Origin of the sequence: Leptospira adleri, from assembly GCF_002811985.1 — a bacterium.
Lineage (GTDB): Bacteria > Spirochaetota > Leptospiria > Leptospirales > Leptospiraceae > Leptospira > Leptospira adleri.
This window is the reverse complement of record NZ_NPDU01000008.1, coordinates 1-26,340: the sequence shown is the minus strand read 5'-3', so window position 1 is coordinate 26,340 and position 26,340 is coordinate 1. Positions and strand designations below refer to the sequence as shown.

Here is a 26,340-nt window from a genome sequence, read left to right as displayed (position 1 = left end):
TTCTTTTAAGGCGGGGGATCAAGAGAATTCGATTTTGATTCTCCGATTTTGGAAAGAGGGTTTCGTTTTCAGGGAACGGCTCAAAACTGACGAAAGTTTTACCATTACCGGGAAAGACTACGTTCGAAATATTTCCCATTTTACGTTCAAAGAAGAAAACATGTTTAGCATCCTTGATTGGTCCATTCTTTCTCTTTATCTCCTTTTTGCTTTCGGCGCGGGCGTTCTCCTTTCTCCAAAAGCCGGAAAAAGTTTGGTTTCTTACTTCGTAGCCGATCGCAAACTTCCTTGGTGGTGGCTCGGAACTTCGATGGTCGCGACGACCTTTGCCGCGGATACGCCTCTCGTGATCACCGGTTTTGTCGCCGCGGACGGAATTTCGGCGAATTGGTTTTGGTGGAGCTGGGCCATCGGTTATATGGCGATGACCGTTTTTTTCGCGGGTAAATGGAGAAGAATAGAAGTCCTCACCGATGTGGAGTTTGTCGAACTTCGCTACGGAGGAAAACCGGCTACGATCTTAAGAATGGTGAAAGCGTTCTATTTGAGTATATTAGTAAATTCGATTGTACTTGGATGGGTTTTTAAGGCTATGTCCAAGATCACCGGACCTTTTCTGGATTGGAACGAACTTCTGGGTCCTGAAAGTTTTTCGACGATTCAAAATTTCTGGCCTTCCTTTTTGGTATTCGATTCTTTAAACAATACGATCACGGTTTTGATTCTTTTTTTCGTAGTCGTCATTTATAGCAGCATGGGCGGAATCCAAGGCGTGATCTTAACGGATCTCGTTCAATTCGCGTTGGGAATGGGAGGAGCCGTAATTTTCGCGTTCTACGCGGTGTCGAGTCAGGGAGGAATTTCCGGGCTTCTTTCGAAGATGGAAGAGGTCTATCCCGAAAAACACGAATCTATTTTGAGCTTTTGGCCGGACTTTCAGGACGCCTCTTTGCCATTTACGGTTTTTCTAATATTCATCGGAGTTCAATGGTGGGCGCAATATTATTCGGACGGTTCCGGATATTTGGCGCAGAGAATTCACACGGCTAAGAATCCGGAAGAAGCCGAAAAAGGATCGCTTTGGTTTAACATCGCAAATTTTATCGTTCGAACCTGGCCTTGGATATTGACCGCGCTCGTTACGTTAGTCGTCTTTCCTCTTCACGATCCGGCTCGATATTTTGCGGAAGGACAACTCGTAGGGAACGATCGTGAAATGGGTTATCCCGTTTTGATGAAGCTCATTTTGCCGACGGGGGTTTTAGGGATCGTGTTCGCGAGTTTGATGGCGGCGTTTATGTCGACGGCGGACACGCATATCAACTGGGGAGCGAGTTATCTCGTTAACGATTTTTATCTTCGTTTCATTCACCCTTCGGCGAGCGATAAAACTTTGGTGAGAGTGAGTAGAATCGCCGTGGTTCTCATGTCCATCATTGCGATCCTGGTCGCCACACAAATTCAATCCATCGCGAGCGCTTGGAAATTCTTGCTCGCTTTCGCTTCGGGAATGGGATTGCCTCAGATTTTGAGATGGGTTTGGTGGAGGGCCAACGCTTGGACCGAACTTTCCGGAATGATCACCGCTCTGATATTATCGATGATTCTTTATCCCGCTTATCCGGAAGTGAGATCCGAATATCTTCTTTTTTGGGTAGCCATGGGTTCCGTCTTTGTATCGATCCTGGTTACGTTACTCACACCGCCGGTTCCAAAAGAAACGTTAGACGCTTTTATCGAAAGGGTCAATCCCTTCGGTTTTTGGAAAGGACAAGAAAGCGACGTTCGATTGAAGGAGTTTCAAAATCGAATCTATCTCTGGATCTTGGGGACGTCCTCTCTTTTCTTCGGAATGTTTTCTCTCGGATATTTTCTTCTTTTGCAACCTTGGCAGGGGCTTATTTCTCTGATCGGTTTTGTTTTGTTGGGAAGTTTGTATTGGAGAAAAGGATTTGGTAAGAATTAAATCCAAGTCTGCGGGAGTTCCCGCGTTTTACTTGAAATTTCGGATAACAGGAGATAAAGCATGGATTTTTCGGATTAGAATCGAGAAGGTCTTTACGTTAACACCGGAGTGCGATTGATGTAAGGAAGGAATGGAACGAAACTTGATCGCGTTTTAGGAAAAGTCTTACCAACGTAAGTTAAAAAGCAAGTATTACGAAATGATTCCCGTTCTCGAATGCCGAAGAAAGGGAAAATGCGATTGTTTGGACGGAAAGTCAGTCCGAATTTGAATTCATACTTTCTTACGCTGAGTTAGGTCCCCATTTCCGAGGAGTAAACCAGGAACGCTTATATCTTCATCGATATCATCCCAATGTAGTCCGATTCCACCTCCGCTGATTTCAAACTTTTGAAGTTGTTCTTTGTTCGCTTTTCTCAAGCGCGGGAAATACGCAAGTGGAACGGATAAGGTTCTACCATCCTAGAGAGATAGCCCACAGATTATCCTCATCAAACCAAATTTTTTGAGCTTTTGCTTCAGACACCGAAGAAATCATTCCATTTTACTTGAATTAGATCTAAATTCATTTCAATCTCTTCTTCAATCCAATTTAATTCTTTCGAATTGAATCCGTAATTATCTTCCAATACAACATCGGTCTTAGCCAAAATTTAGCTAATTTCCCGTCTTTTCTAATATGAATATGAGTCGGTTCCCTTGGGTTTCCTTCCTTGGCGAAAAAGAAAAACTTAAAGCCATTTTAGGCATTTCACTATTCTATTCCTGTTACGACTCAAATCAAGAAGTAAACCGTCTATGTTTTTAAGGAGAAGCGTCCATGCACATAGGAAGTCATAATAATTTAGATCTTGTGCAAATCGATGATTCGTAAAACGTAAGATTAACTACCTCTTGGTTGGTTGTCTCGCTTTCTTATGATCGAGAACTAAACGTTTTATGTCGTCCGACTTTTGTTTACTCAAGACCAAATTAGAGGGAGTTCCTACATTTTGCTCGAATGATCGCGCTTGAAACAAAACGGATCTTTGTTTGACGAAAGGCTTTTTAAGCGGAACGTTTTTTTGAAAGGATCGGTTTTTTACGGACATAGATCGTCTTGTCCACTTTTGCAACGATGTCTCCGTTCTTTTCTTGGATCAGGATATTGAGATGAAAGAGAGTTTTTTTCTTCGCTTCGCATTCTCCTTGAATCTTGTTAAGAATTTCGGACCCGATCTTGAAATCCGCAAAGACGTCCTGCGAAGTCGCTTTAACGTATTCGATCGCGCCGTTGATATCCCAGAGGATATAATTCTCCCCCAAATTTTCTTTGAGCATAAGAAGCGGAATCGGATCCACAAACGCGTAAAGCGCGCCCCCGAAATGTGTTCCCATCAAACCCCTCGTTTTTCGATTGAACGGAAGTTTCACCTTCATTTCTCTGAGGTCGTCCGAAAATTGAAGAATTCTTCCGCCGCATCTCCAATACACGGGGCATTTTAAAAACATCTTCCATTGGAAGAATCCGGTTTTCCAAAAAGAAGAACGATCTTTCATTTTGATTTCCATAATTAGTTTTATATAAAACTAATTATGGTTTTATGTCAAACCAATAATAACTTCTTTCCTTGGCTTTTCGAGGTTGGAAAGTACAAAAATTTCATATCGTTCGCCTCAAGTTTGGATCGGTTTTTTGTAAACGAAGAATCAAACCCGATATTTGGTCCGACAAAGCGAATCATGTCCGAAAAAAACTTGAAAAGAAATTTTACATTTCTTCCGCGCGAAAAAAGGTTTCTCTCTTATTTGAATTTGGGTCATGAAATCGGCATCGCACAAAAACGGCGGGGATTCGGATTTCTTTATTCTTCCCAGCGATTTAAGATTCGAATTTTCTCATTTCATTCTTCCAAAAATTTTTCCCTTCTAAAAGACTTTCGTAATTTAAGGAATTGATTTCAGAAGAGAATTATCGATTGAAAAACAAGTCCCGGTTTGTTTTTTGAAGTTTCCGGCCGAGAAATGAAATCAATTGTAGAGCATTCCTTCAATCAAATGTTTTCCTTATCGAGGGTCTTTCTTATTCGGGAAGTATCGTTTCGTTTTTTTTCATTTGAAATCTTCTCTCGAAACTTCGGCATCTTTCTTTGTGCATTTGGATTCTCCTTAAACCCTCTTTTTGCAGAAAAACCGCTGCAAGTGGAGGTCGTCGTCATGGAAGAATCCGGAAACAACGCCGTCGCAAATACACCCGTAGTATTTCAGGAAATCGGTAAGTATCTGATCACAAACGGAGACGGATCGGTGAAGGTCTCTTTTCCCGCGTCCGGAACTTACAATCTTAGAATCATGACTTCGGAACGTGTGTTTAAAAAAAGCATAACGGTGGAATACGACGGCCAGAAAAAATTTCTTTTTATTCGGAGGCCCGTCCCAGGGGAAATCAACGTCATCGGAGACAAGGATCTCGAATCTCTTTCCCGATATACGCTTCAACAAGAGGAAATCCGCAGACTTCCCGGCGCGCAGAACGACGCCCTCAAAGCGATTCAGACTCTTCCGGGAATCGTCGCGGTTCCTCCTATCGGTCTTTCTTCTTCTTCGTTTAACAATCTTGTTAATAGCGTTGGAAATTCAAATCCGTATTCAAACAGTGAAAGGGGATTTTTGGTGATGCGCGGAGGGGGCGCGCTCGCCAACGGTTATTATCTCGACGGTTTTCCTATGTCCTATCCATATCACCTCGGAGATCAATCTTCCGTACTAAATAATAATATTATAAAATCCTTTAATATTTATTCGGGAGCTTTTCCGGTTCAATACGGCTTTGCCACGGGCGGAATCATCGATATACGGACGCCTGACGCCGTGGCGAAAACGTTTTCGATCGTCAATTTGAACACATTCCTTTCGGACGTTTATCACCAGAATAAGATCGCGGATAACCTTTTCGCGATCGTTTCGGCTCGGAAATCATATCCGAATCTGGCTCTTCTAAAACTCTACCCGGACGGAATTCCTCCCGACGCGAAATACGCGGACTACGAAGATTATCAGGCGAAGTTTAATTGGAAACCGGGAAACAATCATACCTTTAACGTTCTTCTTTTCGGAGCCAAGGATAAACAAAAATATACGAAGGCGCAGGACGACTTCGAGAACAGCAAAAAAGAATTTCTCGGCCTTTCCACTCTTCAGGAAGCGGCTTCCGGCCGTCCTCCGGTCGGTTTGGAAAGGTTGTTTCGGACTTCCGGGTTTCGTTATTCCTACAACAATAAGTCTTGGTTCGAGACTTCTCTTTCGATTTCGAACAACTACTTCCGTGAAAACTTCGAAGTTGATTTTAAGAATCCGCTTACCGCGGAACAAATTTTCGGACTTTCCAACGTAACGACGCAGAATATAAACTTCGTGGAAAACAATTCAAGAATTACTCTTTTAGAAAGGTATCTAACGTTTCGTTTCGGCGGCCAGCTCCGCGAGAAAACGATTCAACTTCAAGGCGAAGATATCAAGTCGTCTAATTCCACTTTTTTGGATTTTTTCAACAGTCTTTTGGATTCCAATCGTCAGTTTCGCGCTCTTATCGAAGGAGATCAGATTCATACGAGAGAGATTTCCGGCTTTGCGGAATTGGAATTTAAGATCGGCGGTTTTAGCGTCCTTCCCGGTTATCGTCACGATTACTACGACAAGGTTCACGAAAAGAGGGACGCGTTTCGAGGAAGAGCAGAATACGAGATTCTTAAAACCGGAACGAAATTTCTGGCGGGAACCGGGGAACACTACAACGCTCCTCTTCAAATCGAACAATTCTCCTCTCGTTCCGGAAATCCGAATTTGAAAATGGAACATTCGATTCATTCTTCCGTAGGAATCGAGCAAAGAGTTACTTCCGATTATCTGATCAAGGTGGAAGGTTTTCACAATCAGTATTCCAATCTTGTCACACCGGATTCTTACATTCAGGATCCGTATCAACCTAACAACGAAAAACGGGATATCGTAAATCATCCCGACGACGTAAATAAAAATCCTCTTATCGTAAGAAACATGAATTATTCGAATTCGAGGGACGGATTTTCACGAGGAGTGGAAATTTTTCTGAAGGCGAATCAAGGTTCACATCGAAGATTTTTCGGCTGGATTTCTTATACGAATTCGATTTCGAAAAGGAACAATCATCAACCACAACTAACGGACGACGAAGAGAAGGATCGTACCAAAAACAATCGAAACCGCAAACTTCAATACCAGCTTCACGAAGGCGGAAATTATCTCAATTACTACGACGACGGAAAGTTCGAACTTTTGGCGGATAACGATAAACTCCTTCTCTACGATTACGATAGAACACATATTTTGAATATAGTCGTGGCCTGGAAGATCGGTCAGGACTGGCAGATCGGAAGTAAATACACGTATCTTACGAACGTTCCGATGACTCCCATCGTCGGGTCGGACAAAGCGGCCGCGATCGCATCCACGGGCATCAATCTCTACAATCCTAAGTATTCCGATTATTATAATTCCGGAAGATGGCCCGATTTTCATCAACTCGACATACGGATCGATCGCTTTATGAACTATCAGTGGGGATACGTGAACACATATCTCGAGTTCATAAACTTCTTCGGAAATCGAAATCAGATCAGCGAGACTTACAACAACTTCGGACCGTATTCCAGAAGTTCTTCCACCAATCCTTTGACGGGAATTACGACTCCGAGCAATCCTTCTCCGATCTACAATTCGAATTATATCGAATCGACCGCCTTCGGTGGAAAAGTGAAATACTATCCTTTGATCAGCATCGGGATGCAGATTAAATTCTAAATTCCGAAAACTAAAAGTTGGGTTTGAAGAAAAGGAGCGCCTGGTTTTCCCGGACGCTTTCGTATTTTAGAATATTCTAAAAATAAAATATATTTGCGATGTTCGAGAACGGTCACCAGGTCGCCGAAAATGCGCCTCTTAGATCTCCGAGTTTGTAGCCGGTCGCTTGATCGTTCGGATATAGCTCCGCGATCTTTTTCGCAACCTCAGGACTTACGTCTTTCGGTCCGCCGTGACATTTGAGGCAGGTAGGATTTTCCAAAACGATCGGTTTTAGAATTTTGACTCCGGAAGGATCGCTGAGAATGACCGTATAAGGAGACATTCCGTTCTTGCTTGCTTCGGCCCATTCCTTAAAAATGCGGGCTTCCCATTCTTCCGGTTTGTGATCCGGGTTTCTAGGTTTTTCGGAAACTCTTCTGATTTTGACGGCGGGGAATTCGTTTCCGATCTCTTTCTCTTTTTGAGGGGAGATCGTTTTACAAACTTCTATCGTTCCGATTACTCCCTTTTTTTGAATCGCGCTTTGTAGATTCTTTTGCAGCTCGATTTGAAAGTCGCCCATGAGTTTGAGTAGAATTTCCTTTTTCTCTTCGTTCTGGCCGCGATCACAAACGATGAAGAACTGCACGAAGAGAAAGAACGCGAACGCTCTCGCGAGAAGTTTTTTTCCGAAAAGAAATTGTCTAAGGTTTTTTTGAGAATGCATTGAAAACGACTCCATTTGTCTATTCTCAGCGGAGGAATCGTTTCCGAAAAGAATTTTACCTTCCTCTTTCCGAACGAATTCATTTCTGAAAAGGATGGACAGAATGTCTTTTTTTTGATTTCTGGAAAGTATCATTCTGAATCAACCTCGTTTGATTCCAGTCATTAAAAAGCAAATCTTAGGGGATACGAAGCATGTCCGGACATTCGAAATGGGCGACGATCAAACGTAAGAAAGACGCGATCGATTCAAAGCGCGGAGCCATATTTACTAGAGTAGGAAAAGAAATCACGGTCGCTGCGAAGATGGGAGGAGGAGATCCGGAAGGAAATCCGAGACTCAGGCTTGCGGTGCTGAAGGCCAAGTCAGTGAACATGCCCAAAGACAATATAGAAAGGGCGATCAAAAAAGGAACGGGGGATTTAGAAGGAGTCACTTACGAAGAATGTCTCTATGAGTGTTTCGGACCCGGTGGAATCGCGATCATGGTTTCGGCGGTCACCGATAAAAAGTCCAGAACGACTCCCGAAGTAAAAAGTATTCTCACAAAACTCGGAGGTTCTCTCGCTACTTCAGGTTCCGTGAGCCGACTTTTTGAAAAGAAAGGGGTAATCGTTTTAGAATCTTCTCAGATCAGCGAAGACGAACTCGTGGATCTCGCGGTCGGTGCGGGAGCAGAGGACGTGGTCAACGAAGGAGAAGTCTTCCGCGTTATCACTTCCCCGGACGATTACGAAGCCGTTATGCACGCTCTCAATGAAAAGGGACTGAAATCGGAAGAATCGGAAATACGATATATCGCTCTGGTAAGTTCCGAAATCGCCGACAAAGATACGGCCGAAAAGGTGATGAAGCTGATCGATCAGCTGGACGGACACGACGACGTAACTTCGGTGACTTCCAATTTTGAACTGGCTCCCTCTCTCGAAAAAGAATTTGAATGATTCTTCGTTCCATTCGAAAATTCTTCTTTTCCTGACCGCTGGGGGAAAAGAAGAATCGATCGCCTTCCTCAAAACGATCGATTTTGTTCCGGAAAACAAAAAGTGAGAATCATAGGAATCGATCCGGGTTCGCATAGAGCCGGTTATGCGGTTCTTGAAAAAGAATCTTCTAAAATCCGGATTTTAACCTATGGAACCGTGGAGGTCCCTCCGGGAACCCCGAGTCCTGAAAATCTTCTTCTTTTAAAAAAAGGTCTGAACGAAGTATTGGAAGAATTCAATCCTACGATTGCGTCGGTCGAAGAAATGTTTTTTGCTAAGAATAAAAAGACCGCATCCCGCGTGTTCGAGTCGAGAGGCGTTCTTCTGATCACATTAGCGGAAAAGAATATTCAAATTTTAGAACCTACTGTTTCTCAGATCAAAAAAGGAACGACCGGAAGCGGAACCGCCGATAAAAAACAGATTCGCCATGCGCTCAAACTTCTTTTGAATATCGATCTTTTGAAAGGACACGACGATTCCTGGGACGCGGTCGCCGCCGCTTACGTCGGACTTTCCATGAGTTCAAGTCCTTTGCTGAGAATTTTAAGATAGAAAAGATCAACGTTCTATTTCCTCAGGCGCCGCGACGGAAAGTTTTGCCCGCAAGAAAGAAACAATCGGTCCTGTAGGAATTCCGACAGAGGTTATTTTTATTTACAAAATTAAGATTTTCTGATAGAGGAAAGTTTCCCGAGCTTTCCCGCGGACCCGCCTTCTCCACCCAAAACTCAGCGCGGCGCTCTCTACGGATCGCGCCGCAGGGTGGGGCGCGCGACTTTTACAGAAGAGCTTGTCGGAACTCCGACGAGCAGTTTGGGTTTTTAAGGAATAGTCGGTTTCGATTCACACGGAAAAAGGTCCGTACGCAGAAAAACAATGCTCCGAGCCGAATCGAAAATCGCGTTGGACTGGACTCCAATGAAACTTTCGGCCGAATCTTCCTTCATTGGACTTCGGACCCTTCGAAGGGAAGTTTTGTTTTTGCAACGTCCAGAACAGGACCGAGTTCGTAAATATTTGTATAACCGTAAACTTTTAGGGAAATAAAGGTTGAGAGATTCAAAGACGCGGCCGCGTTTTTCGCCGCAAAGGCCTCTGGACTTCCGTCGAAGTTATTATTGCAATAAATCAGAATTTTCGTATCTAAATTGGGAATGACCTTTGCGAGAGAATCTTTTGTGAACTCCGTAAAAGGAAGATTGATCGCCCCTTTGATATGTCTTAGCTTGAATCTGGATTCACTCCTAGCGTCTAATAGAATTACATCCTTTTCGGAGATCGTCGTTAAAAATTCATCTTCCGTTAGACGTCTTGCCTCTCTTTCTTCTCCGGAAGAATTTACCGTTTTTTGAAATCGATCATAGTCGATCAGACGATTCGGGATCTTGTTGCGAGAATTTTGAATGCGTTTTCCTTTTCCGATGATCATACCGGTACAAAAAACGAGGATCAGAATTATTCCTATTTTTTTCATGAAAAGAGGCTCCCTTATATCGTTCACGAATTTAAGATTTTCTAAAATGTTTTGTCAATTCCGTTTTGAAATATTGAAAGCAGGAACTTTGAAAAAGCTTCTTCGTTTTTACGAATTAAAAACGCAAGGCATCTTGCCAGAAACTTCACTTGTCTTCTTTGGGAGAAAAAGAAACAAAAAATTTTTGACTTTTATCCAAAATTCCTGAGCGGAGAAAACATCGGGAGAAAGTATTTTCTTTGGAAAAAGAGTTTCAAGAGAGGAACTTTCAAAAAAATGTAATTTTTGAGGATCAAAGACAAATAACGTTATGGAAAAGAATTCACTTCAAGGTTTTGTAAAATCAAAGGAATGGAATTTACGATACGTCATCGATGGTGAAGGACCGGACGTCTTTGTAATCGGAAGCGCTCTCTATTACGATCGAACCTTTTCGAAAGAAATTAGAAAACATTGCAGAATGATCTTTGTCGATCATCGGGGGTACGCCGGCGGAGGTTCCTCGACAAAAAAAGAGGATTTTTCCTTGGACGTCATTCTTGAAGATATGGAACTCGTTCGAAAAGAGCTCGGACTGGAAAAGATCGTCTTGGTCGGTCATTCCGGACACGGCTACATGGCTTTGGAATATGCAAAAAAATATCCGCAACATGTAAGTCATCTGATTTTGATGTGTTTGACTCCCGATTTATCCCGAAAAAGTCACGAACTCATCCAAGCCCATTTTCAAGAAAACGCCTCCGAAGATCGTAAGAGGTATTACCAAGATAAAATGTCCAAGTTGCCGGAAGCAATCTCGAAAGATCCGAAGAACGCATTCAAGATATTTAATATATTTTCCGGAGCCAAGAGTTGGTTCGATTATAAATACGATTCCAGCGGACTTTGGGAAGATATGGAAATCAATACCGCGATGTTTGATTACGTCTGGGGAGAAGTTTTTCGCGACATCGATATCAAGATCGGTATCGAAAAGATTCGAATGCCGGTTTATTTGGCGCTTGGAAGACACGACTACCTGATGCCGCCAGCATATCTTTGGGATCCGATTCTTCCTCTGTTTGCCGATCTGACGATTCGATTTTTTGAAAAGAGCGGACACACTCCTCAGTTGGAAGAGCCGGAGGTATTCGATTCTTCGGTTTTGTCTTGGTTAAATGAGAAAAAGGCGCTTTGAATTTCGGGAAGAATTGAGAAGATCCCGAAAAATCAGTAGGACGAATTCGACGCAGACGATTGTTGGAGTTCGTTTTTGCGCCGATTTGGAGAATTTGTCTTCAATTGAAATCTTCTTTCGTATGAGTTTCTACGAAAGCCTTTCCGTTAAAATTTGCTTGTAACGGTCTTAAAGTCTAAAGTCCGAAAGGAAGTAGAATTCGGAGTGATATTTTTTACGAACGGAGATTGGACGAAAACCAATCTTTTTGAGAGGAATCGACTTTTTGTTCCAGCGAAACCTTCTTTTCGATCTTCTCCTGAGCGCGTCGAATCGAAGCGTTGATCATTGGATGAGAGATCGCTTCGTTGTTGATCCTGAGTTTTTTCATCACCTCTACGACGTTTTCTCCGCCGAAAGTTTGAAACAAGGGTTCGTCCAAAGATGAAAAAACCGTAACTTCTCTGAGTTGAAGATTTAGAAAAAGATTCTGCTCCGTCTTCCTGAGGGGATAGTGCTCTCCAAAAATCAGAAATCGATCTTGAATATCTGCGAAAGAGATCTCTTTCGCATAAGCGACGTTTGGTGAATTTTCCTCGAGACCTAGGGCGGATCTGAATTCTCGAAATGATTCTTCGAACCAAAAGAGAAAGAGATGCTTTGAATTCTTGCGAAGCAAACGGCGGCATTTCTCAAACTTTGCTTCGCGAGAAATCCATATTTGATCGTTCACCTTTACCGAGGGTTCTTTTGATTTAAAAAGACCGAACATTTAAAAACGAAGGTTTAGGTTCAATTCTTAGGAAGCAAGAACGAATTTTGTATTCGATCGAAATCCATTCTTACCTAAGAATTCGGATCTTAAAATTTGATCTCTTATAACATTCTAAGATTTTAATCCAGGAATTGAAATTTTTTCTAAACCGAAATGCGTTTTTCGAATTCGAAGTAAAAACGATTACGAATTCATTTGGTGAAGAATCTGCAATCCTCTCAGAGTGAGAAGCGGATCGATGCTGTCGAAGATTCCCGGATGAGCCGCGTCGATTACCGTGACTAAACCGCCGGTTCCGATCACGCGATAATCTTGGCCTTTGTCGCGTTTGATTTCACGGATGATTCCTTCCAAAAGTCCGATCCATCCAAAAAAGAATCCGGCTTGGATGGATTCTATCGTAGAATCTCCTAAGATTTTTTCCGGAGATTGAAACACGATGGGAGGAAGTTGAGAGGTGTTTCTTGTGAGGGCGTCCATGGAAACTTTCAAACCGGGTGCGATCACTCCGCCCAAATATTCCGGTTTATCGCTCACCACACAAAACGTAGTCGCCGTTCCTAAGTCGATGATGATGGATTTTCCGGGATTGTCCACGACCGCGGCGGCGGCGTTGACGAGGCGATCCGCTCCGATTTCATAAGGTCTCGGATAAGAAATGGTAAAAGGAAGTTTCATCTGATAGTTCACGCGAACCGCGTCGATCTTAAACCAATCCTGAAACATTCTCTCTAAGATTGGGTTGAGAGTGGGGACGACGCTGGAATAGATTCCGCCCGTAATTTTCTCGTTTTCGATTTTGAATTCCCGTAAAAATCCTCGGAAGAACAATCCGAGTTCGTCCGAGGTTCTGTCTTTTCGAGTTACGGTTCTTTTGTGAAAAAGAGGAGAGGTCTTTCCGTTTTCAAAGATTCCGAAGACCGTGTTTGTATTTCCGACGTCGACAACTAAGAGCATTTTAGTTTAGAGAATGGAAATCGTCCGGACTGTCAATGAAATCCAGAACGGTCCCCGACGGAGTTTTTAGAATCAGGGAGCCGTTTTCTCCCAGGCCTTCCAAAGTCGCCGTTTGCCGAGTTCCATTTTCCGTATAACTCACGGGTTGTCCTTTCCAGAGGAGGAGTTCGTTTAATAAAATCAGTTCCTTTTTTCTACCTTCCGAATCCTTCCAAAGAAGAATCGCTTCGTTCAACGTGGGAATCAGCTTTTCCAAGATCTCGTTTTTTTTGCCTGCACGATCCGGGTTCGTATTGAGGAAACCCGCATCCGTAAGATGGGAAGGAATTGTCTCTTTTTTTCCGTAGAGATTGACTCCAATTCCAATGATGAGAGTGATCGTTGAACCGATGACTTCGGTCTCTATTAGAATTCCTGCAACCTTTTTGTTACCGAGATAAAGATCGTTCGGCCATTTGATTTTGAGTTCTCTCGCCAACTCCGGATAGATGGAAAGAATGGCTTTGCAAACCGCGGTTCCGATAAAAAGGGAAAGCCCGGGACCTCCGTCGAAATTTTCGAGGCCGATTTTTCCGGAAAAGATCAAGGATTCTTCCCCTAAGACTTCCCATTTTCTTTCTCTTCTTCCTCGTCCTTCCGTTTGTTCTTCGGCGACGATCCAAGTTCCGTGCGGGAACTCCTCACTTTTGATAAGCGAATTGGTAGAAGTGACTGACTCTAAAAAAATCCCTTTTTCCGGTTGGAGCAATACGTTTGGCATGACCGATGGGACGATTTATTTCGGGAATTCGCAAGAAGAAAACAAGGTCGAGAAAGCCGTTATTATAAAACGAGGGAGCATCGAGAAATCGAAATAAAAAGCAAATTTTTAGCGCATTCCTTTCTTTCAGACTTTGAGAAGAATTCGAATCGTTTAACAAGGATTCTACGAAATGGATCTTCCAGTTCTATTGTAGAATATTTGAGCAATGTTATAAATTAATGTGTTTTTCTATAATTTGAATTGACATGCGTTCTGTTTTTATTACCAATTTTCAAATATGAAATTCTGCTCACATAAACAGCTAACGTTTTTTCTGTCTCTTGTCTTCATTCTTTCCGTCTTTTTATTCCAGTGTAAACCGGAAGATAAGAAGGATGATTCGGTCCTTTCGCTTCTTTTGGGGACTGGCGCCGTGGCAACCGTCGCTGGAGGAACTACGACACCTTCCACTTCGGACTCGAAGTTACGCGTCTTTGTGACTGCAGCAACGTATAGCGGTAATTTGGGCGGAATCAACGGAGCCGATACGAAGTGTGGGGCCGATGCAAACAAACCTTCTACCGGGACTTATAAAGCGCTTCTCACTGGAAACTCGGGTGCAAACGGAGTCCGTTATGCGTGTTTTAGCGATAATGCCACTAATTGTCCGGACAATCCGGCGGCCGGAACAAAGAATTGGGTTTTGCAAGCGAGCAAGAATTATTATCGAGTGGACCAGGCTACCTTGGTATTTACAACGAATGCAAATTCTTTAATCGCTACGATTCCCACTGCGGTTCAGGCTGCAGCCGCTTCCTATTGGTCGGGTTTCGTGCCGGCGAGTGCGACGAACTGGTCCTTGAACGTTATGTGCGGAGGGGCGACTACCGCTTGGTCGGATGGAACGCTCGGTTCAAACGGAACGACGGGGATATCGACCGCAACAACAATCGCCGATATCAAAGGGAATAATATCCCGGGCTGTGACCAGTTACGAAATCTTCTCTGCGTAGAACAATGAGTTTCTTTGTTTTAAAATCGTTTCTCTTTGGGAGGCGTTCATTTTTTTCTATAGATTAGAATAGGAACAACAAGGGCGATTTTTGTAGGAACTCTTACAAAGAATTTCGCGGTTGCAAAATAAGTTTTTTCTGATAAGGGAAATCTGCCCGGGGTTTCCCGCGGACCTGCCTCCTCCACCCAAAACTCAGCGCGGCGCTCTCTACGGATCGCGCCCCAGGGCGGGGTGCGCGACTTTCACGGGGGATTTGTCGGAACTCCGACGGATTTCTCATGAGAATCAAGTCGCTTTGTTCTCTTGCTCAACGGGGGAAATCCTTCTTTTGAACTTTAACTTTCTTTTACGAAAAATTACCTCCGTCTTAAAGAATTTTCACTTAACTTGAACGATTGATTTCCTTAGGAAAAAACGGGTCGGGTTTCATAAAAAAGCCCCGATCTCTCGGGGCTTTTTTGTCCTTTCGTTTTCGAAAAAACTTTTAACAATGATTCTTGAGTAGTTTATAAAATTCTAAACTACCATCAATCTTTGTATCTTTCGATCAGCATGGATCCTGCGATCCCGCCGTGAGCGCAAGCGGTGATCACGACTTTATTAGCTGAAGGGTCTTCTTTCAAATCCATGATCGCGTTTGCGATCAAACGGATTCCGGTCGCTCCAAAAGGGTGACCGATCGCAATGGATCCTCCGTTCGGATTGATCTTCTTTGCGTCGAAGGATTTTTCCCAATCCCAACCGGTGTCCATTTTGATTTGCTCCAGGGCGCCGACCGCGGTCGCAGCAAATGCTTCGTGGATTTCAACGTAGTCCACGTCTTGGATTTTAAGACCTACATCGGCTAGAAGAGCTTCGGTCGCAGCGGCTTGTCCGATTCCCATGTTGTTCGGATGAACGCCTTTCATGTTCCAACCGGAAACCACAGCTTCGATCGTAAGACCGAGTTCTTTCGCTTTTTCAACTGTGGTAACGATCACACCCGCCGCTCCATCGGAACGAGGGCTTGCGTTGAAAATAGAAACCGTAGGTCCGTGGGATTTTTTAAGATCCTTTGCGTATTTCGTTTTGAATTCTTCGAATTTCATTCCTGGGTTGTCGAACATCAGCATCGCGCGTCCCATACGAGTCGGGTTTTCCACGAGACCTTCGCGCAGACCGACCGCTTCGTCGATCGCAAGTTCGTTTCCGTCTTCGTCTTTCATCGGAATGATGTACGGCGCATACTTTCCTGCTTTAGAAGATTCTAATGCTCTTTTGAAAGATTCGAACGCGAGCTTATCTTGAATTTCACGGGATAATCCGTAGTTCTGAGCCACGATTTCCGCGGTAACTTGCATACCGTAAGAAGTTTCCCCGTCTCCGAGTCCGTCTTCCAGAGTATCTCTGAGTTCAACGCCTTCGGGAAGATTGTCTGGAAGAAGTTTTTTCAACTTATCCAGAGATCCCGCTTTTTTGTTCAGGCGAGCGTTCTTAACGATAAAAGGCATGGACGTTTGGGATTCTTCGCCGATCGCGAGAAACACTTCGCCTTCACCGAGAACGATTCTACGAGCCGCTTCCGCAACCGCTTCCATTCCGGATACGCAATTGTTTGCAACGGTGATACAAGCGATTTCGTCTCTCATTCCTACGAGGTTCGCGATCACTCTTGCAGAGTTCGGCGCGTTGCTGAATCCTTCTCCGACCACAACTCCGTCTATTTGAGACGGTTTCAGTTTACTTTTGGAAAGAATATCCTCTGCGACTATTTTTCCCAGGTGGTGTCCCGGGTATGGTCCGAGCGCTTTCGCGATCTGAGCAAAAGGAGTTCTTCTTGGTGTACAGATAGCCAATGGCTTTTCTAATTTCATTTTCTTTCTCCAGACTTCAAATTCTTAATCAATCAATCCTATATTCATTTTTGAGAATATTCATAATTCTCAACATAATCCCCGACTAACTTTTGGAATTCTTCGGGGGCTTTTTTCGGTCTCGATTTCGAGACGGAGACTACCAATTGTTCGTCTTGCACCGCGAAATACCGTAAACCGGTTTCCACATCCGTAATTTCATGTCGCATATAACTTCGGATCTTTTCAAAGGAATGGATCCAAGTGCTCACCCGTATTTTTCTTCCCGCGGGAACGGGGTGGAAGAATCTAAAAACTCCTCCCATAAAAAACATCGTAGTGTCCATTTCCACAAAACGGTCCAAGGTCAAACCGGTTACCGTGGAAAAAAACCAACGGGAATCCTCGACGATTCTCCAGAGATAAGCCGGGTTATATTCCCCGAAAATATTTCTCTCGCTGTAGAGAGTGATCAAATCCGTATCCACGGTTTTGCAAGTCCCTTTAAAGTCGGGGATCTGAGCAAACTGATCAAAGCCGGAAATATCCGATTTTTCGCCGGGAAGGAGATCGATCGGTTTGCCCTCTTTGTCCGAAGCGGTGAGAGTTTTGATCTCGGCCGCCGGAACTCCGGATTCGGAATAAACTTTTTGGTCCCAGAAAATCTTTCCGTCTTTTAGAGGAAAGGCCTTCGTTTCCGTTTTGAGATTGGCTCCTTCCATTTGCTGAGCAAGGAATCGAATCTGAGATTCGAGAGGATGGAGCGCAATCCCTTGGGACAAAATTTCTCTCAAAGAAAAGCCGTTCTTTTCCAGGGCACGAAATCTGCCTTCCAGGCAGAAATTTTCGTAAGTCCTACTGGTCACGTGTCTTTGAGTGTCCAGGTCGGAAATACGAGTCACGAGTTGAATTTCATCTGTGATCATTTCGTTCCCCCTTTTCTTTATCGAAGAATCTGACCCAATTTTGCGACCCGTAGGCAGCGAAATCGCGTTCACCTTTTGAGAGATTCTGACCTTAGTTTAGACCGGCCTAAATTTTGATCAAACAAAAAAATACAGAACGTTCGTTCTGTTTTTTTATGGAGCGTATTCAAAGTCATTGACAGAAGTTTTTTCGGGTGAGAAGTTTGTTGTGTAGGAATTTTGGAATAATACGTTCAAATATGAAAGCTCAATCTCGTAAAAAGAAAGAATCCGGAATCGGCGTTCGGGAAAGAATTTTAGATACTGCAACTTCTCTTTTTTATAAACAAGGGTTTTCGAACACCGGAATGAGACAGATAATTCAGGAATCCAATTCCGTTGCGGCGAGTCTTTACGATCACTATCCTTCCAAAAAAGAATTGGGTCTTGCCTATTTGGCGAAACAGGAAGAGAGAACTCTCAGCGATCTTCAAGGGTTGATGGATCGTTATCCCGATCTCGCGGAATTCTTAAGAGCTTGGGTGATCCTCAAAGAAAAGCAGATTCGTCACGGAGAATTCTTCGGGTGTCCGTTCGCCGGGTTTGCGAGTCAGGTGATGGACGCGGATCCGGAATATACGGAATTCTTAAAGGACATCGTCACGAAATGGACGAGGATGATCGGCGATTATCTTCAGAAGGCGATCGGCTCCGGTCAACTCAAACGAAGCATGGACATTCAATACGTAGCAAGAAGAATGTTGATGGCTTATCACGGTTCCGTGACTATGTGGAGAATGACTCTGGAACTCCGTTATATCCGTGAAATGGAGGATTCCCTCCGAGAAATCGTGGAAGAATACAGAATTCTTAAATGAATTTTGAATTCTATTTTTATCGAAATCCGTTCCAATCAGTAACCAGTCCAAGTATAAGAACGAATTCTTACGCATGGAAAAGAAAATTTTACCAACGCTAGTTTCCCTGTTATTGCTGATCGCAAACTGCGGCCCCGTGGACGGAGACGACAAAGCAAAGAAAAAAGGAGGAAAGATGAAATACGAAGTGAACAAATCGGAAGAAGAATGGAAGAAAGAACTCACTCCTGAGCAATATAAAATTATTAGACAAAAGGGAACCGAAATGGCGTTCACCGGCGCCCTTTATAAAAATCACGATAAAGGAACGTATGTCTGCGCGGCTTGCGGAGCTTCGTTATTCTTATCGGAAACAAAATACGAATCCGGATCTGGTTGGCCTTCATTCTATCAACCCGCAAAAGAAGAAGCCGTTGAAAAAGAAACGGATAACAGTCACGGGATGTCGAGAACGGAAGTTCTTTGCGCTAAGTGCGGAGGTCATCTCGGTCACGTTTTTCCGGACGGACCAAGACCTACCGGACTTAGGTATTGTATCAATTCCGCTTCTTTGAAGTTTAAGAAAGAGTAAGAATCTTTAATTTCCGGGAAGGGTCGCCCGGAAAAATTCCTCCTCCCGTTTTTTGATTTTCATCAGTGGCGAAGGGTAAAATAATACCTAAATCCGGAATCCACCGGGAGCAACTCATGAATGATCATCTCGCCTACGTATCCGACAATCGCTTAGTCCGCAATCCTTTCCTTCAATTCTTAGCGGAGAAATGGTACACGATTCTTTATCTTTGGCACGCGATCCTTGGAATTTTCACTGAATTAGAAGATTCTCCGGAAGGAGATAAACGTCCAGTGGTTTTGGTTTCCGGATTTTTAGGAAGAACTCTTTCTTGGGAACCGATGCGTAAACATCTCATCGAGAATGGACATCCCGTTTATGTAGTACCTCTCGGATTTCAGATGGGAAACATTCGCAGGAAGAGCCAGATCTTAGAAGACTACTTGGTTCAAAAAGATATTAAGGATTGTTATATCGTCGGTCACTCGATGGGAGGGTTGATCGCTTCCGGTCTCACTTACAAAGGAAGAGATCGGGTAAAGAAAATCTTTATCGCCGGAACGCCCGTTCATGGAACTTATCTGGCATATATCGCACCGATCTTTATCTGTACTTGGCAGATGATGCCGGGTTCCAAATTCATTCGAGAAGCGGTGGAAATTTTTGAGAAGCTGCCTAACGTGCAATCCGTTTTTACAAAAAGGGATCAGATTGTCATTCCTTCGGAAAATTCTAGGCTGGGACATTTCGACGACGTGGAACTTCCGGAAGCGGGGCATCTCAATCTTTTTATGGGCCCTCTCGGAATCGAATGTCTTTTCGATCTCATCACCGCGGAAGAGAATAAGGATCCGAAGCCGATTCGGAAAAAAATAGAACCGGTCAAAACTGAATCGGATACGAGTCGTTTCGCATCCGGTAAAAAGACGGAAACCTCTTCGAAAAAGAAAACGGCTTCCAAAAAGACTTCTTCAAAAAAATCGATCGTTAAGAAGAAACCGCCTGCTAAGAAAAAGAAAAGATAGCTTTTGTATTCCAAGTGAATTTGATTTCATCGACTTGAAGTAAAGTTATAAAATATTTTTTTGATATTCCTCTTAAAACGTAAACTTTTTGAAAGGTTACATTCAATTTCTATAACGGATCCTAGTTGGTTTCTTTTTTGACGTCGTTGCCGTTGTAAATTCGATCGGTAAGAATTATGTTCGCGCGATCGTTAACCGTGCGCAGATCGAAGGCATTTACGGTTATGATCTATCGGATCTTCTTAGCCATGAAAATTTGAAAAGAAAATTTATCAAATTAAAGCGGCTCGACTTCCATACTCGCGCGTTCATAAAATTCTTATTTGAATTTTTTTCTTATGAGGTGGATGGTATCGGTGTTCGCAATTCAGGGATCATTCCTTGATATCTTTGATTTAATCGTCAAGAGCTCTCACAAAGTTTTGTTCGTTATAATTTTCTCGAATTGCAGAGGAAAGTTTCAGAATCAATATTCAAGATTTCGGTAAATCGTAGTTAGGCGTAAACCGCGTGGGATTCTTAGCTTTAAAATCTGTTCTCCGCTTAAAATCCGTGTTCCGTTTTCAATTTCCCGGATCGCGTAATACGGTATTTACCGTAATCCGAACTCTTTTAGTTTTTTTCATTTGTCTACCGTTCGGAAGCAAACATTATTAATCCATCTATTTGGCGATTCAAGGTGGGTCCGAAAATAATACTTTCTATTTGACGCAGTGTTAAAAAAATACAATTTAGATTATAGTTACTAAGTTATCTATATAAGAACCTGTGCCAAAACTGGGACAGGTTCTTGCAGCTTGATCTTTTCGACAAAATACAATAAGGTTTTGGGACGCGCTGTAAATGGAAACAATGGCAAAATTAAGACAAAAGAATTTTGTTTAGAGGCGCAGTTGTATTTGTTGAGACAGGATGTTTTTGGGATTCGGATAGGGTAGTAAGCTATTTTATAGGAGAAAGTTTCGCCTCTAAATTAGCGGTTAAAGCGAAAACAAGAAATTTTGAATCTATTATGGTTATTACATATTATGAATCTGAATCTATTCATTCCTATTTTTGCTAGTTTGTCGCATTTCTTTTTCGGTTTTTATGTTTTTAGATTGAGACCTCGACAATCGACGCAAACGATCTTTTTTATATTAAATTTGTTACTTTCTCTCTGGATGATGATCCAAGTGGCGAGAGGATTTCTTCCGCTTTCTTACCGAAACTTAGCGCTGAATATTACGTTTCTTCCGATTTCTTTTGCGCCATTCACACTATTTGTCTTATTTAAGAAAATTGAAAACAAAGATCAGCCGATTCCAACATGGGCAAAACTTATTCATTTTTTCGGGTCTATCTGTATCGTTTACACTTGTCTTTCCCAGAGAATGGCTACTTTAAAAGATCCGGAAAACTTCATTTTTGATCTGAATTTAAACTATCACCTTTTAGTAATATATTTATCCTTTTGGATGCTATTGGCAATTATTACCGTCACTCGGACAATGCTATTAAAACGAGGGGACTTCAAAGTTAGGCTATTTTTGGTTTTATTAGGAGCCGCACTTGTATTACCGATAACGACCGCGTTCGTTTATTTTCTTCCTTTAATCGGTATATATAAACCGCATTTATCTTCCATAGGTCTTATCTTTGCGTCAATTCTATGGGCGGTCGCAATTCTTCACTACGACGCCTTTAAAATTAAGGCGGAAGTATTGAAAGGAGGTAATGTGCCTTTGCTGAATAGGGTGGCGTCGGTAGGATTTTTGAAGCTGTTGGAAAAGCTAGATCCTATGAGATTTGTTCAAAAAAGTTCACATGAAAAAGAAGAAATAACCAAACAGATATTGATTCAGGATTACACTCTTGCGGAGAAAACGGGAGAACTCTCGTTAGAAAAGAGAGCGCGAATACTATCGAAAAAATTCGGAAAGTATTTTAAGTAGTCGAGTTTGATTTATTTTTCGAAACAGCTGTGATCATTTGGTAGATCAGGTTTCTGGTCTCCGGCGGGATTTCCTTATAAAATGCTATCAAAATTTCTTCCGCCTTGTCATTGGAAATTTTATTCCAAAGAAAGTCCCTTTTCTTCATTTTTTCTAAAGTTTCAGAACTTTCATCATTGATTACGTTTACTTCCGGGTTGCCTTGCCCTTTGATCAGCCAAAGTCCAGAAATCCGATGTATGTATTCGATTTCAGCGGCAATTTTATCTAGAAGAGGACGTTTGTCGTTGCATATATAACTTATATAGTTTTGGGATTTTCCAATCGAAGTGGCAAAGTCTTGGTCATTCATAGCCAAGATATTCTTTATCGCGTAGCGAAGCCTTTTTCCGGGAGTGGAAAAATCGATATTTTCAATCGGTATTGTGATAATTTTATTTGACATGGATCACAAATTGGCTTACGATACGTAAGTGAAATCCTTTTTGTTTAGTGAGAAATAAGAAATCAAATTCTGATCCATGTTTGCAATCATATTTTGTAAATTATAAATGAATACAGAATTTTTTAAAGCATAAAAAGTATATTAAGAATATTTGAATCGTTTTTATATCTATTTTGCTTATTTTAAATAGTTAGGCGCCGCATCTTATAAAATAAAAGAGTCACGACGAGTTTGAAAACGTTTTTTTGAAGGTTCTCATTTCAGATCGAAGATGAGTATTTAGGTTGGTGCAAATGTCGAAATGGTATGATTCATATGAACTTGAATTTTCTTTAGGAGCATTGCCTAGATTGAAAGAAAAGATCAAGGAATCAATTGTCTGGAAGAAAAAAAAAGAGAAAGCGCCAATGCGACTTCGACTCGAAATTCTGATTCTGAGATTGTTCTTAAAGAAAAGAATTCTGATCAGGCGCTTAGATTGGTCCAAGAACGAATTAAAATCTATTTTTTCTGAAAAAGTAGTTCTCCAAAATTTGTTAGAGGAAAGAGAAAACCAATTTATTTTATTAGAAAAAGAAAATTTCGAATTGAAAAGACAATTAGAATTGCTCGGATTTATCGAAAGTTCGGGACGGAATTGAATTCAATGATTGCTAAGACGCTGATTTTAGAATTCCTGGAAACGAAATTTTATGGAATCTAACCTTGCGTCGAATACCTAAACAACGATTTCGATTAAAAAAGATTTATTTAGAAGATCGGCAAAATTTTGGTGATCTTCAATTTTAGTTCGTTTTCCCGAAAGATCTTTTCTAAGAAGTCAATCGTTAAGAAAAAGCAATTGCCAAAAGAAAAATGGACTTGTCTCTTCTGAAGTAACAAGCATAAGAATTTCAATCTTTTGCTTCGCACTCGATAATTACTAACGATATAACCTTTCGCAAAATCTTCTTCGAATTGTTCTCGTAGATTTCCGGTGACCATTGTTCGGATTTTTCTTTTTGCGCAAAAACGTGGTTAAAAAATTTCCCAACTCATTACATTCGAAAAAGAGCTTGCTAACGAACGCAAAATTCTTGATTTTCTCGATGACCGATTCTAAGATCATTTAGATCAAATTCGATTTAACAATATCGTATGTTAGAGTCGTTTATTGATTCATGGAAAAACGGAAAGAGAACGCACGTGAAAACGAATTTAAAGTTTCTGGATGCGACTACCGGATTAAGATCCGATTGCGGCGACAGTCTTATCATTCAAGAATCTTCCGGATTCCTTGGATGGGACGGAGTTGTCCTTGAAATCGGAAGTAGTCCCGAATTTTATCCGATTGATATTTATACTCCTTATTTTTACTTCGCTATGGATATGGGCGGCCTTCGCTGGAAGACCAGAAAGAATGGAGTCGATCTGGATCTTCATACGGAGGCTGGTCAGATTTGGATGAATCCTCCCTACGTTCCTTTTACACATTCCGTAAGAGAAGAATGCCATTTTACAATCCTGGCAATCGAAGAGGATCGCTTGCTCGATGCGACTAGAGTCCTTTCCGAGAGGGAAAAACAATCCCTCGTGTTTCTAAATACATATAACGTCGAGGATAGCGTTCTAAAACATTTTATCGAACTCTTCGTTTTAGAAATGAGAGCCAAAGGTAGAAATCAGTCTTCGTATCTGGAATCTCTCTTGACGAGTTTCGCGGAATACTTCCTGAAAAATTATTCCAATTATTTGGATTCACCCGATCAGGAAATTTCGAAGCTGAGTGATGAGAATATAGAGACGATCAAAAAAATGATCTTAGAAGAAATTTCCGAAAAAATCATGATCGAAGATATGGCTGCGGAAATCGGGATGAGTAAATTTCATTTTCTCAGAGAGTTTAAGAAAACGACGGGAGAAACTCCCTATCAATACGTTTTAAAACTTCGCATCTCCGAAGCGGAAAGGTTATTATCGGTTCCTGATTATAAAATTTCAAAGATTGCCTACGAACTCGGTTTTAACGATCAGAGTCATTTCACAAACGCGTTTCGAAAGGCAAAAGGCGTCTCTCCTCAATCTTATCGAAAGAGCAAGATTTTACAAATTCCGGGCAATAGTTTACAAGAATAAAAGCGGAATCTTGCGTATCCTGAGTTGAAAGAGGATACCATGAAACTTAGCAAATTAATCGCCGTTGTCGCCCTGATTGTAACTTGCGGAAATGATAATGCAGATGAGCTCCAAATCCAATCGACTGTGGAAGCCGTTTTCACGAGCGTCGATCAAAGAGATTGGGAAAAACTCCAGTCCCTTCTCGCCGAAACAATTCATGTAGATTATACTTCGCTTTCCGGCGGCCAACCTTCGGAGATAGGCGCGAGCGAAATTGTCGACTCTTGGAAAAACTTCCTTCCCGGATTCTACAGCACTCATCATCAGGTCGGGAACTTCCAAATAGAAAAAAAAGGCTCTGACGCAAGCGTCAAGTTTTCCGGGATCGCGTTACACTATCTTCCGATAGGAAAGGGAGAAAAGGAATGGGTCGTTTCCGGAACTTACGAATTTAAATTGAGGAAAACGGAAAGCCGGACTTGGACGATTCAATCCATGAAATTCAATTTGGAGCATCAGAGCGGGAATCTAAAATTAGGATCGTATGCTATTAGCAATGTAAAGAATCATGAGAAATTCTCGCACCAAGCGGTTCCTTTTGAATCGAAAATGATAGTATCCAAGTTTTTCGGATCATTAGAAAATAAAAATATTCCGGAATTCTTAAATATTTGGAACGAGTCGGGTATACAAAGAATGCCTCTTTCCCCGCCTAATTTTCCGAAAGAACTCGCAGGAATTTCGATGATCAAAAAACAATACTCGGGTCTTCCCGATAATTTCAGTTCGATGAAATTCCTTTACAAGGTGTTCCCAACTGAAACTGAAAATAAAGTGATAGTTCAGTATTCAGGAAAGATCGCATTGAAGACCGGCGGCGAGTACAATAACAATTATGTCGGAATCTTGGAATTGAAGAATAGAAAGATCGAGAAATTCACTGAATACTTCGACCCTGAAATACTGCAGAAGGCTTTCGGAAGAAAATTATTTGAAAACTTCTCTGTGGAAAACGGAATCCGGAAGGTCGAATTTCTGAGTCAAGGTCTGAAACTCGTAGGGAAAATTCATTTACCACCGGATTTTGACGAAAGAAAAAAATACGCGGGAGTAATCGTGACGGGAAGTTGGACGACCGTAAAGGAACAAATGCCCGATTTGTATGCGCGTAAACTTGCGAAAGAAGGTTTTGTTGCACTTACGTTTGATTTTAGAAATTACGGAGAAAGCGAGGGCGAGCCCCGGAATCTTGAAAAACCGAACTTAAAAATACAGGATATTGAAAACGCCACGAAGTATATGCAGACATTATCATATATCGATTCACTCAACGGACTGGCGATATGTGCGAGTTCGGGATATTTAAGTGAGGCTCTGGCGAAGGGTTTAAAACTAAGTAGGGTCGCGTTCGTTGCTCCTTGGCTTCATGATAAGGAGCTGGCCGAGTTTGTCTATGGCGGCCCGGAAGGGGTTGGAAAATTAAAGGAAAAAAGCGACCAAGCGGAGTACTCATATAAGAAATCGAACAAAGTGAAATACGTTCCCGCAGTCAGCGAAACCGATTCGACGGCGGCGATGTTTGGTCCGTTCGATTACTATCTCAATGAGAAGCGGGGAAAAATTCGAGAATGGCGAAATCAATTTGCAGTGATGGGTTGGAGAGATTGGTTGGAATTTGATCCTATACCCAGCGCAAAAAAAATCAAAACTCCCATTCTAATGATTCATAGCGAGGGGGCAGCGATTCCGAACGGAGCCAGACTTTTTTATAAGGATTTAAGCGCTGAAAAGAAATTCGTTTGGGTCGAAAAGGCCACGCAATTTGACTTTTACGATCAGGAACCTTATACGTCGGACGCAGTTAAAAAAGTCAAGGAATGGTTTTTAAAATAGCCGACGCAGGTGAAGATAGAATTCTCATAAAAAAACCGCCTCGAAAGTTTTCGCTTCCCAAGGCGGTTTAAAAGATATTTAAAAATTATAAGAACCTGTCCTAAAACTGGGACAGGTTCTTGCAGCTTAATCTTTCCGACAAAATAAAATAAGGTTTTGGAACGCGCTGTAAATTTC

Annotated in this window: 23 protein-coding genes and 1 pseudogene; 13 read left to right on the top strand and 11 right to left on the bottom strand. The window is 42.1% G+C overall.

What is annotated here, in order from left to right; genetic code table 11:
* Nucleotides 1–160 precede the first annotated feature (160 nt).
* Nucleotides 161–1,966 carry a sodium:solute symporter family protein gene (locus CH376_RS04475; RefSeq protein WP_100785147.1) on the top strand — a complete coding sequence of 602 codons (1,806 nt, stop codon included), beginning with the start codon at nucleotides 161–163 and terminating at the stop codon, nucleotides 1,964–1,966.
* Nucleotides 1,967–2,239: 273 nt separating this feature from the next.
* Here CH376_RS04475 and CH376_RS24535 read toward each other — a convergent pair whose 3' ends face one another.
* From CH376_RS24535 to CH376_RS04460, 3 genes and pseudogenes are all read right to left on the bottom strand, one after another.
* Nucleotides 2,240–2,386, bottom strand: coding sequence for a DUF2442 domain-containing protein (locus tag CH376_RS24535; RefSeq protein ID WP_243394701.1), 147 nt, complete (start codon nucleotides 2,384–2,386; stop codon nucleotides 2,240–2,242).
* A 172-nt stretch (nucleotides 2,387–2,558) separates the two neighbouring features.
* Nucleotides 2,559–2,660, bottom strand: a pseudogene (locus CH376_RS24530) (hypothetical protein); the annotation flags it as partial.
* A gap of 353 nt (nucleotides 2,661–3,013) precedes the next feature.
* Nucleotides 3,014–3,505, bottom strand: coding sequence for a PaaI family thioesterase (locus tag CH376_RS04460; RefSeq protein WP_100785149.1), 492 nt, complete (start codon nucleotides 3,503–3,505; stop codon nucleotides 3,014–3,016).
* 657 nt (nucleotides 3,506–4,162) lie between these two features.
* Between CH376_RS04460 and CH376_RS04450 the strand changes: the two genes are divergently transcribed.
* Complete coding sequence (locus tag CH376_RS04450) at nucleotides 4,163–6,784, top strand: TonB-dependent receptor plug domain-containing protein (protein ID WP_243394702.1); 2,622 nt, start codon at nucleotides 4,163–4,165, stop codon at nucleotides 6,782–6,784.
* 112 nt (nucleotides 6,785–6,896) lie between these two features.
* Here the strand turns inward: CH376_RS04450 and CH376_RS04445 are convergent, their stop codons facing one another.
* A complete protein-coding gene (locus CH376_RS04445) occupies nucleotides 6,897–7,508 on the bottom strand; it encodes a Tll0287-like domain-containing protein (protein ID WP_420843523.1) in 612 nt (203 codons plus the stop codon).
* A 179-nt stretch (nucleotides 7,509–7,687) separates the two neighbouring features.
* Here CH376_RS04445 and CH376_RS04440 point away from each other — a divergent pair, with 179 nt between their 5' ends.
* Together CH376_RS04440 and CH376_RS04435 are read left to right on the top strand one after the other, a co-directional pair.
* Nucleotides 7,688–8,437: a YebC/PmpR family DNA-binding transcriptional regulator gene (locus CH376_RS04440; protein ID WP_100785152.1), complete on the top strand. Its 750-nt coding sequence runs from the start codon at nucleotides 7,688–7,690 to the stop codon at nucleotides 8,435–8,437.
* Between the two features lie 102 nt (nucleotides 8,438–8,539).
* Nucleotides 8,540–9,034, top strand: coding sequence for a crossover junction endodeoxyribonuclease RuvC (locus tag CH376_RS04435; protein WP_100785153.1), 495 nt, complete (start codon nucleotides 8,540–8,542; stop codon nucleotides 9,032–9,034).
* A gap of 391 nt (nucleotides 9,035–9,425) precedes the next feature.
* Here the strand turns inward: CH376_RS04435 and CH376_RS04430 are convergent, their stop codons facing one another.
* A complete protein-coding gene (locus CH376_RS04430) occupies nucleotides 9,426–9,911 on the bottom strand; it encodes a rhodanese-like domain-containing protein (protein WP_243394706.1) in 486 nt (161 codons plus the stop codon).
* 355 nt (nucleotides 9,912–10,266) lie between these two features.
* On the opposite strand from CH376_RS04430, the gene CH376_RS04425 reads away from it, so the two are divergent.
* Nucleotides 10,267–11,133, top strand: a complete 867-nt coding sequence (locus tag CH376_RS04425) for an alpha/beta fold hydrolase (RefSeq protein WP_100785156.1) — start codon at nucleotides 10,267–10,269, stop codon at nucleotides 11,131–11,133.
* A gap of 214 nt (nucleotides 11,134–11,347) precedes the next feature.
* On the opposite strand, the gene CH376_RS04415 is transcribed toward CH376_RS04425, so the two are convergent.
* The 3 genes from CH376_RS04415 to CH376_RS04405 all read right to left on the bottom strand — a co-directional run bounded on the left by CH376_RS04415 (nucleotide 11,348) and on the right by CH376_RS04405 (nucleotide 13,604).
* Entirely contained in the window at nucleotides 11,348–11,791 is a 444-nt protein-coding gene (locus CH376_RS04415) for a hypothetical protein (RefSeq protein ID WP_125231921.1), read from the bottom strand.
* Between the two features lie 279 nt (nucleotides 11,792–12,070).
* Entirely contained in the window at nucleotides 12,071–12,844 is a 774-nt protein-coding gene (locus CH376_RS04410; RefSeq protein ID WP_100785159.1) for a type III pantothenate kinase, read from the bottom strand.
* A gap of 1 nt (nucleotide 12,845) precedes the next feature.
* Nucleotides 12,846–13,604, bottom strand: coding sequence for a biotin--[acetyl-CoA-carboxylase] ligase (locus tag CH376_RS04405; protein WP_100785160.1), 759 nt, complete (start codon nucleotides 13,602–13,604; stop codon nucleotides 12,846–12,848).
* A 280-nt stretch (nucleotides 13,605–13,884) separates the two neighbouring features.
* Here CH376_RS04405 and CH376_RS04400 point away from each other — a divergent pair, with 280 nt between their 5' ends.
* On the top strand, nucleotides 13,885–14,607 hold the full coding sequence (locus CH376_RS04400; RefSeq protein ID WP_100785161.1) for a DUF1554 domain-containing protein: 723 nt from the start codon (nucleotides 13,885–13,887) through the stop codon (nucleotides 14,605–14,607).
* Nucleotides 14,608–15,128: 521 nt separating this feature from the next.
* Here the strand turns inward: CH376_RS04400 and CH376_RS04390 are convergent.
* Nucleotides 15,129–16,454 (bottom strand): thiolase family protein, encoded by a 1,326-nt coding sequence (locus CH376_RS04390; RefSeq protein ID WP_100785163.1) that lies wholly within the window; start codon nucleotides 16,452–16,454, stop codon nucleotides 15,129–15,131.
* 44 nt (nucleotides 16,455–16,498) lie between these two features.
* On the bottom strand, nucleotides 16,499–17,359 hold the full coding sequence (locus tag CH376_RS04385) for an acyl-CoA thioesterase (RefSeq protein WP_100785164.1): 861 nt from the start codon (nucleotides 17,357–17,359) through the stop codon (nucleotides 16,499–16,501).
* 239 nt (nucleotides 17,360–17,598) lie between these two features.
* Here CH376_RS04385 and CH376_RS04380 point away from each other — a divergent pair, with 239 nt between their 5' ends.
* The 4 genes from CH376_RS04380 (at nucleotide 17,599) to CH376_RS04365 (ending at nucleotide 21,728) form a co-directional block, all read left to right on the top strand.
* Nucleotides 17,599–18,216 carry a TetR/AcrR family transcriptional regulator gene (locus CH376_RS04380; protein WP_100785165.1) on the top strand — a complete coding sequence of 206 codons (618 nt, stop codon included), beginning with the start codon at nucleotides 17,599–17,601 and terminating at the stop codon, nucleotides 18,214–18,216.
* 175 nt (nucleotides 18,217–18,391) lie between these two features.
* Nucleotides 18,392–18,787, top strand: coding sequence for a peptide-methionine (R)-S-oxide reductase MsrB (msrB, locus tag CH376_RS04375; RefSeq protein ID WP_207767173.1), 396 nt, complete (start codon nucleotides 18,392–18,394; stop codon nucleotides 18,785–18,787).
* A gap of 116 nt (nucleotides 18,788–18,903) precedes the next feature.
* Complete coding sequence (locus CH376_RS04370; RefSeq protein ID WP_100785167.1) at nucleotides 18,904–19,794, top strand: esterase/lipase family protein; 891 nt, start codon at nucleotides 18,904–18,906, stop codon at nucleotides 19,792–19,794.
* Nucleotides 19,795–20,822: 1,028 nt separating this feature from the next.
* On the top strand, nucleotides 20,823–21,728 hold the full coding sequence (locus tag CH376_RS04365) for an LIC10906 family membrane protein (protein ID WP_100785168.1): 906 nt from the start codon (nucleotides 20,823–20,825) through the stop codon (nucleotides 21,726–21,728).
* Here the strand turns inward: CH376_RS04365 and CH376_RS04360 are convergent.
* Entirely contained in the window at nucleotides 21,721–22,173 is a 453-nt protein-coding gene (locus tag CH376_RS04360; RefSeq protein ID WP_100785169.1) for a transcriptional regulator, read from the bottom strand. The two genes, CH376_RS04365 and CH376_RS04360, sit on opposite strands and share 8 nt — an antisense overlap.
* Nucleotides 22,174–22,466: 293 nt before the next feature.
* On the opposite strand from CH376_RS04360, the gene CH376_RS24810 reads away from it, so the two are divergent.
* From CH376_RS24810 to CH376_RS04340, 3 genes are all read left to right on the top strand, one after another.
* The gene (locus CH376_RS24810; RefSeq protein WP_100785170.1) at nucleotides 22,467–22,814 is read left to right on the top strand and encodes an LIC_10907 family protein; all 348 of its coding nucleotides are present in this window, start codon (nucleotides 22,467–22,469) and stop codon (nucleotides 22,812–22,814) included.
* 544 nt (nucleotides 22,815–23,358) lie between these two features.
* Nucleotides 23,359–24,288: a helix-turn-helix domain-containing protein gene (locus tag CH376_RS04345; RefSeq protein WP_165781728.1), complete on the top strand. Its 930-nt coding sequence runs from the start codon at nucleotides 23,359–23,361 to the stop codon at nucleotides 24,286–24,288.
* Nucleotides 24,289–24,327: 39 nt separating this feature from the next.
* Nucleotides 24,328–26,163 (top strand): nuclear transport factor 2 family protein, encoded by a 1,836-nt coding sequence (locus tag CH376_RS04340; RefSeq protein ID WP_100785173.1) that lies wholly within the window; start codon nucleotides 24,328–24,330, stop codon nucleotides 26,161–26,163.
* The last annotated feature ends 177 nt before the right edge of the window (nucleotides 26,164–26,340 follow it).

Coding starts and splice junctions, on each gene's coding strand:
- CH376_RS04475 (WP_100785147.1), top strand. CDS start 161: ATGTTTAGCATCCTTGATTGGTCCATTCTTTCTCTTTATCTCCTTTTT.
- CH376_RS04460 (WP_100785149.1), bottom strand. CDS start 3,505: ATGAAAGATCGTTCTTCTTTTTGGAAAACCGGATTCTTCCAATGGAAG.
- CH376_RS04450 (WP_243394702.1), top strand. CDS start 4,163: ATGGAAGAATCCGGAAACAACGCCGTCGCAAATACACCCGTAGTATTT.
- CH376_RS04445 (WP_420843523.1), bottom strand. CDS start 7,508: ATGGAGTCGTTTTCAATGCATTCTCAAAAAAACCTTAGACAATTTCTT.
- CH376_RS04440 (WP_100785152.1), top strand. CDS start 7,688: ATGTCCGGACATTCGAAATGGGCGACGATCAAACGTAAGAAAGACGCG.
- CH376_RS04430 (WP_243394706.1), bottom strand. CDS start 9,911: ATGATCATCGGAAAAGGAAAACGCATTCAAAATTCTCGCAACAAGATC.
- CH376_RS04425 (WP_100785156.1), top strand. CDS start 10,267: ATGGAAAAGAATTCACTTCAAGGTTTTGTAAAATCAAAGGAATGGAAT.
- CH376_RS04410 (WP_100785159.1), bottom strand. CDS start 12,844: ATGCTCTTAGTTGTCGACGTCGGAAATACAAACACGGTCTTCGGAATC.
- CH376_RS04405 (WP_100785160.1), bottom strand. CDS start 13,604: ATGCCAAACGTATTGCTCCAACCGGAAAAAGGGATTTTTTTAGAGTCA.
- CH376_RS04400 (WP_100785161.1), top strand. CDS start 13,885: ATGAAATTCTGCTCACATAAACAGCTAACGTTTTTTCTGTCTCTTGTC.
- CH376_RS04390 (WP_100785163.1), bottom strand. CDS start 16,454: ATGAAATTAGAAAAGCCATTGGCTATCTGTACACCAAGAAGAACTCCT.
- CH376_RS04385 (WP_100785164.1), bottom strand. CDS start 17,359: ATGATCACAGATGAAATTCAACTCGTGACTCGTATTTCCGACCTGGAC.
- CH376_RS04380 (WP_100785165.1), top strand. CDS start 17,599: ATGAAAGCTCAATCTCGTAAAAAGAAAGAATCCGGAATCGGCGTTCGG.
- msrB (WP_207767173.1), top strand. CDS start 18,392: ATGAAATACGAAGTGAACAAATCGGAAGAAGAATGGAAGAAAGAACTC.
- CH376_RS04370 (WP_100785167.1), top strand. CDS start 18,904: ATGAATGATCATCTCGCCTACGTATCCGACAATCGCTTAGTCCGCAAT.
- CH376_RS04365 (WP_100785168.1), top strand. CDS start 20,823: ATGAATCTGAATCTATTCATTCCTATTTTTGCTAGTTTGTCGCATTTC.
- CH376_RS04360 (WP_100785169.1), bottom strand. CDS start 22,173: ATGTCAAATAAAATTATCACAATACCGATTGAAAATATCGATTTTTCC.
- CH376_RS24810 (WP_100785170.1), top strand. CDS start 22,467: ATGTCGAAATGGTATGATTCATATGAACTTGAATTTTCTTTAGGAGCA.
- CH376_RS04340 (WP_100785173.1), top strand. CDS start 24,328: ATGAAACTTAGCAAATTAATCGCCGTTGTCGCCCTGATTGTAACTTGC.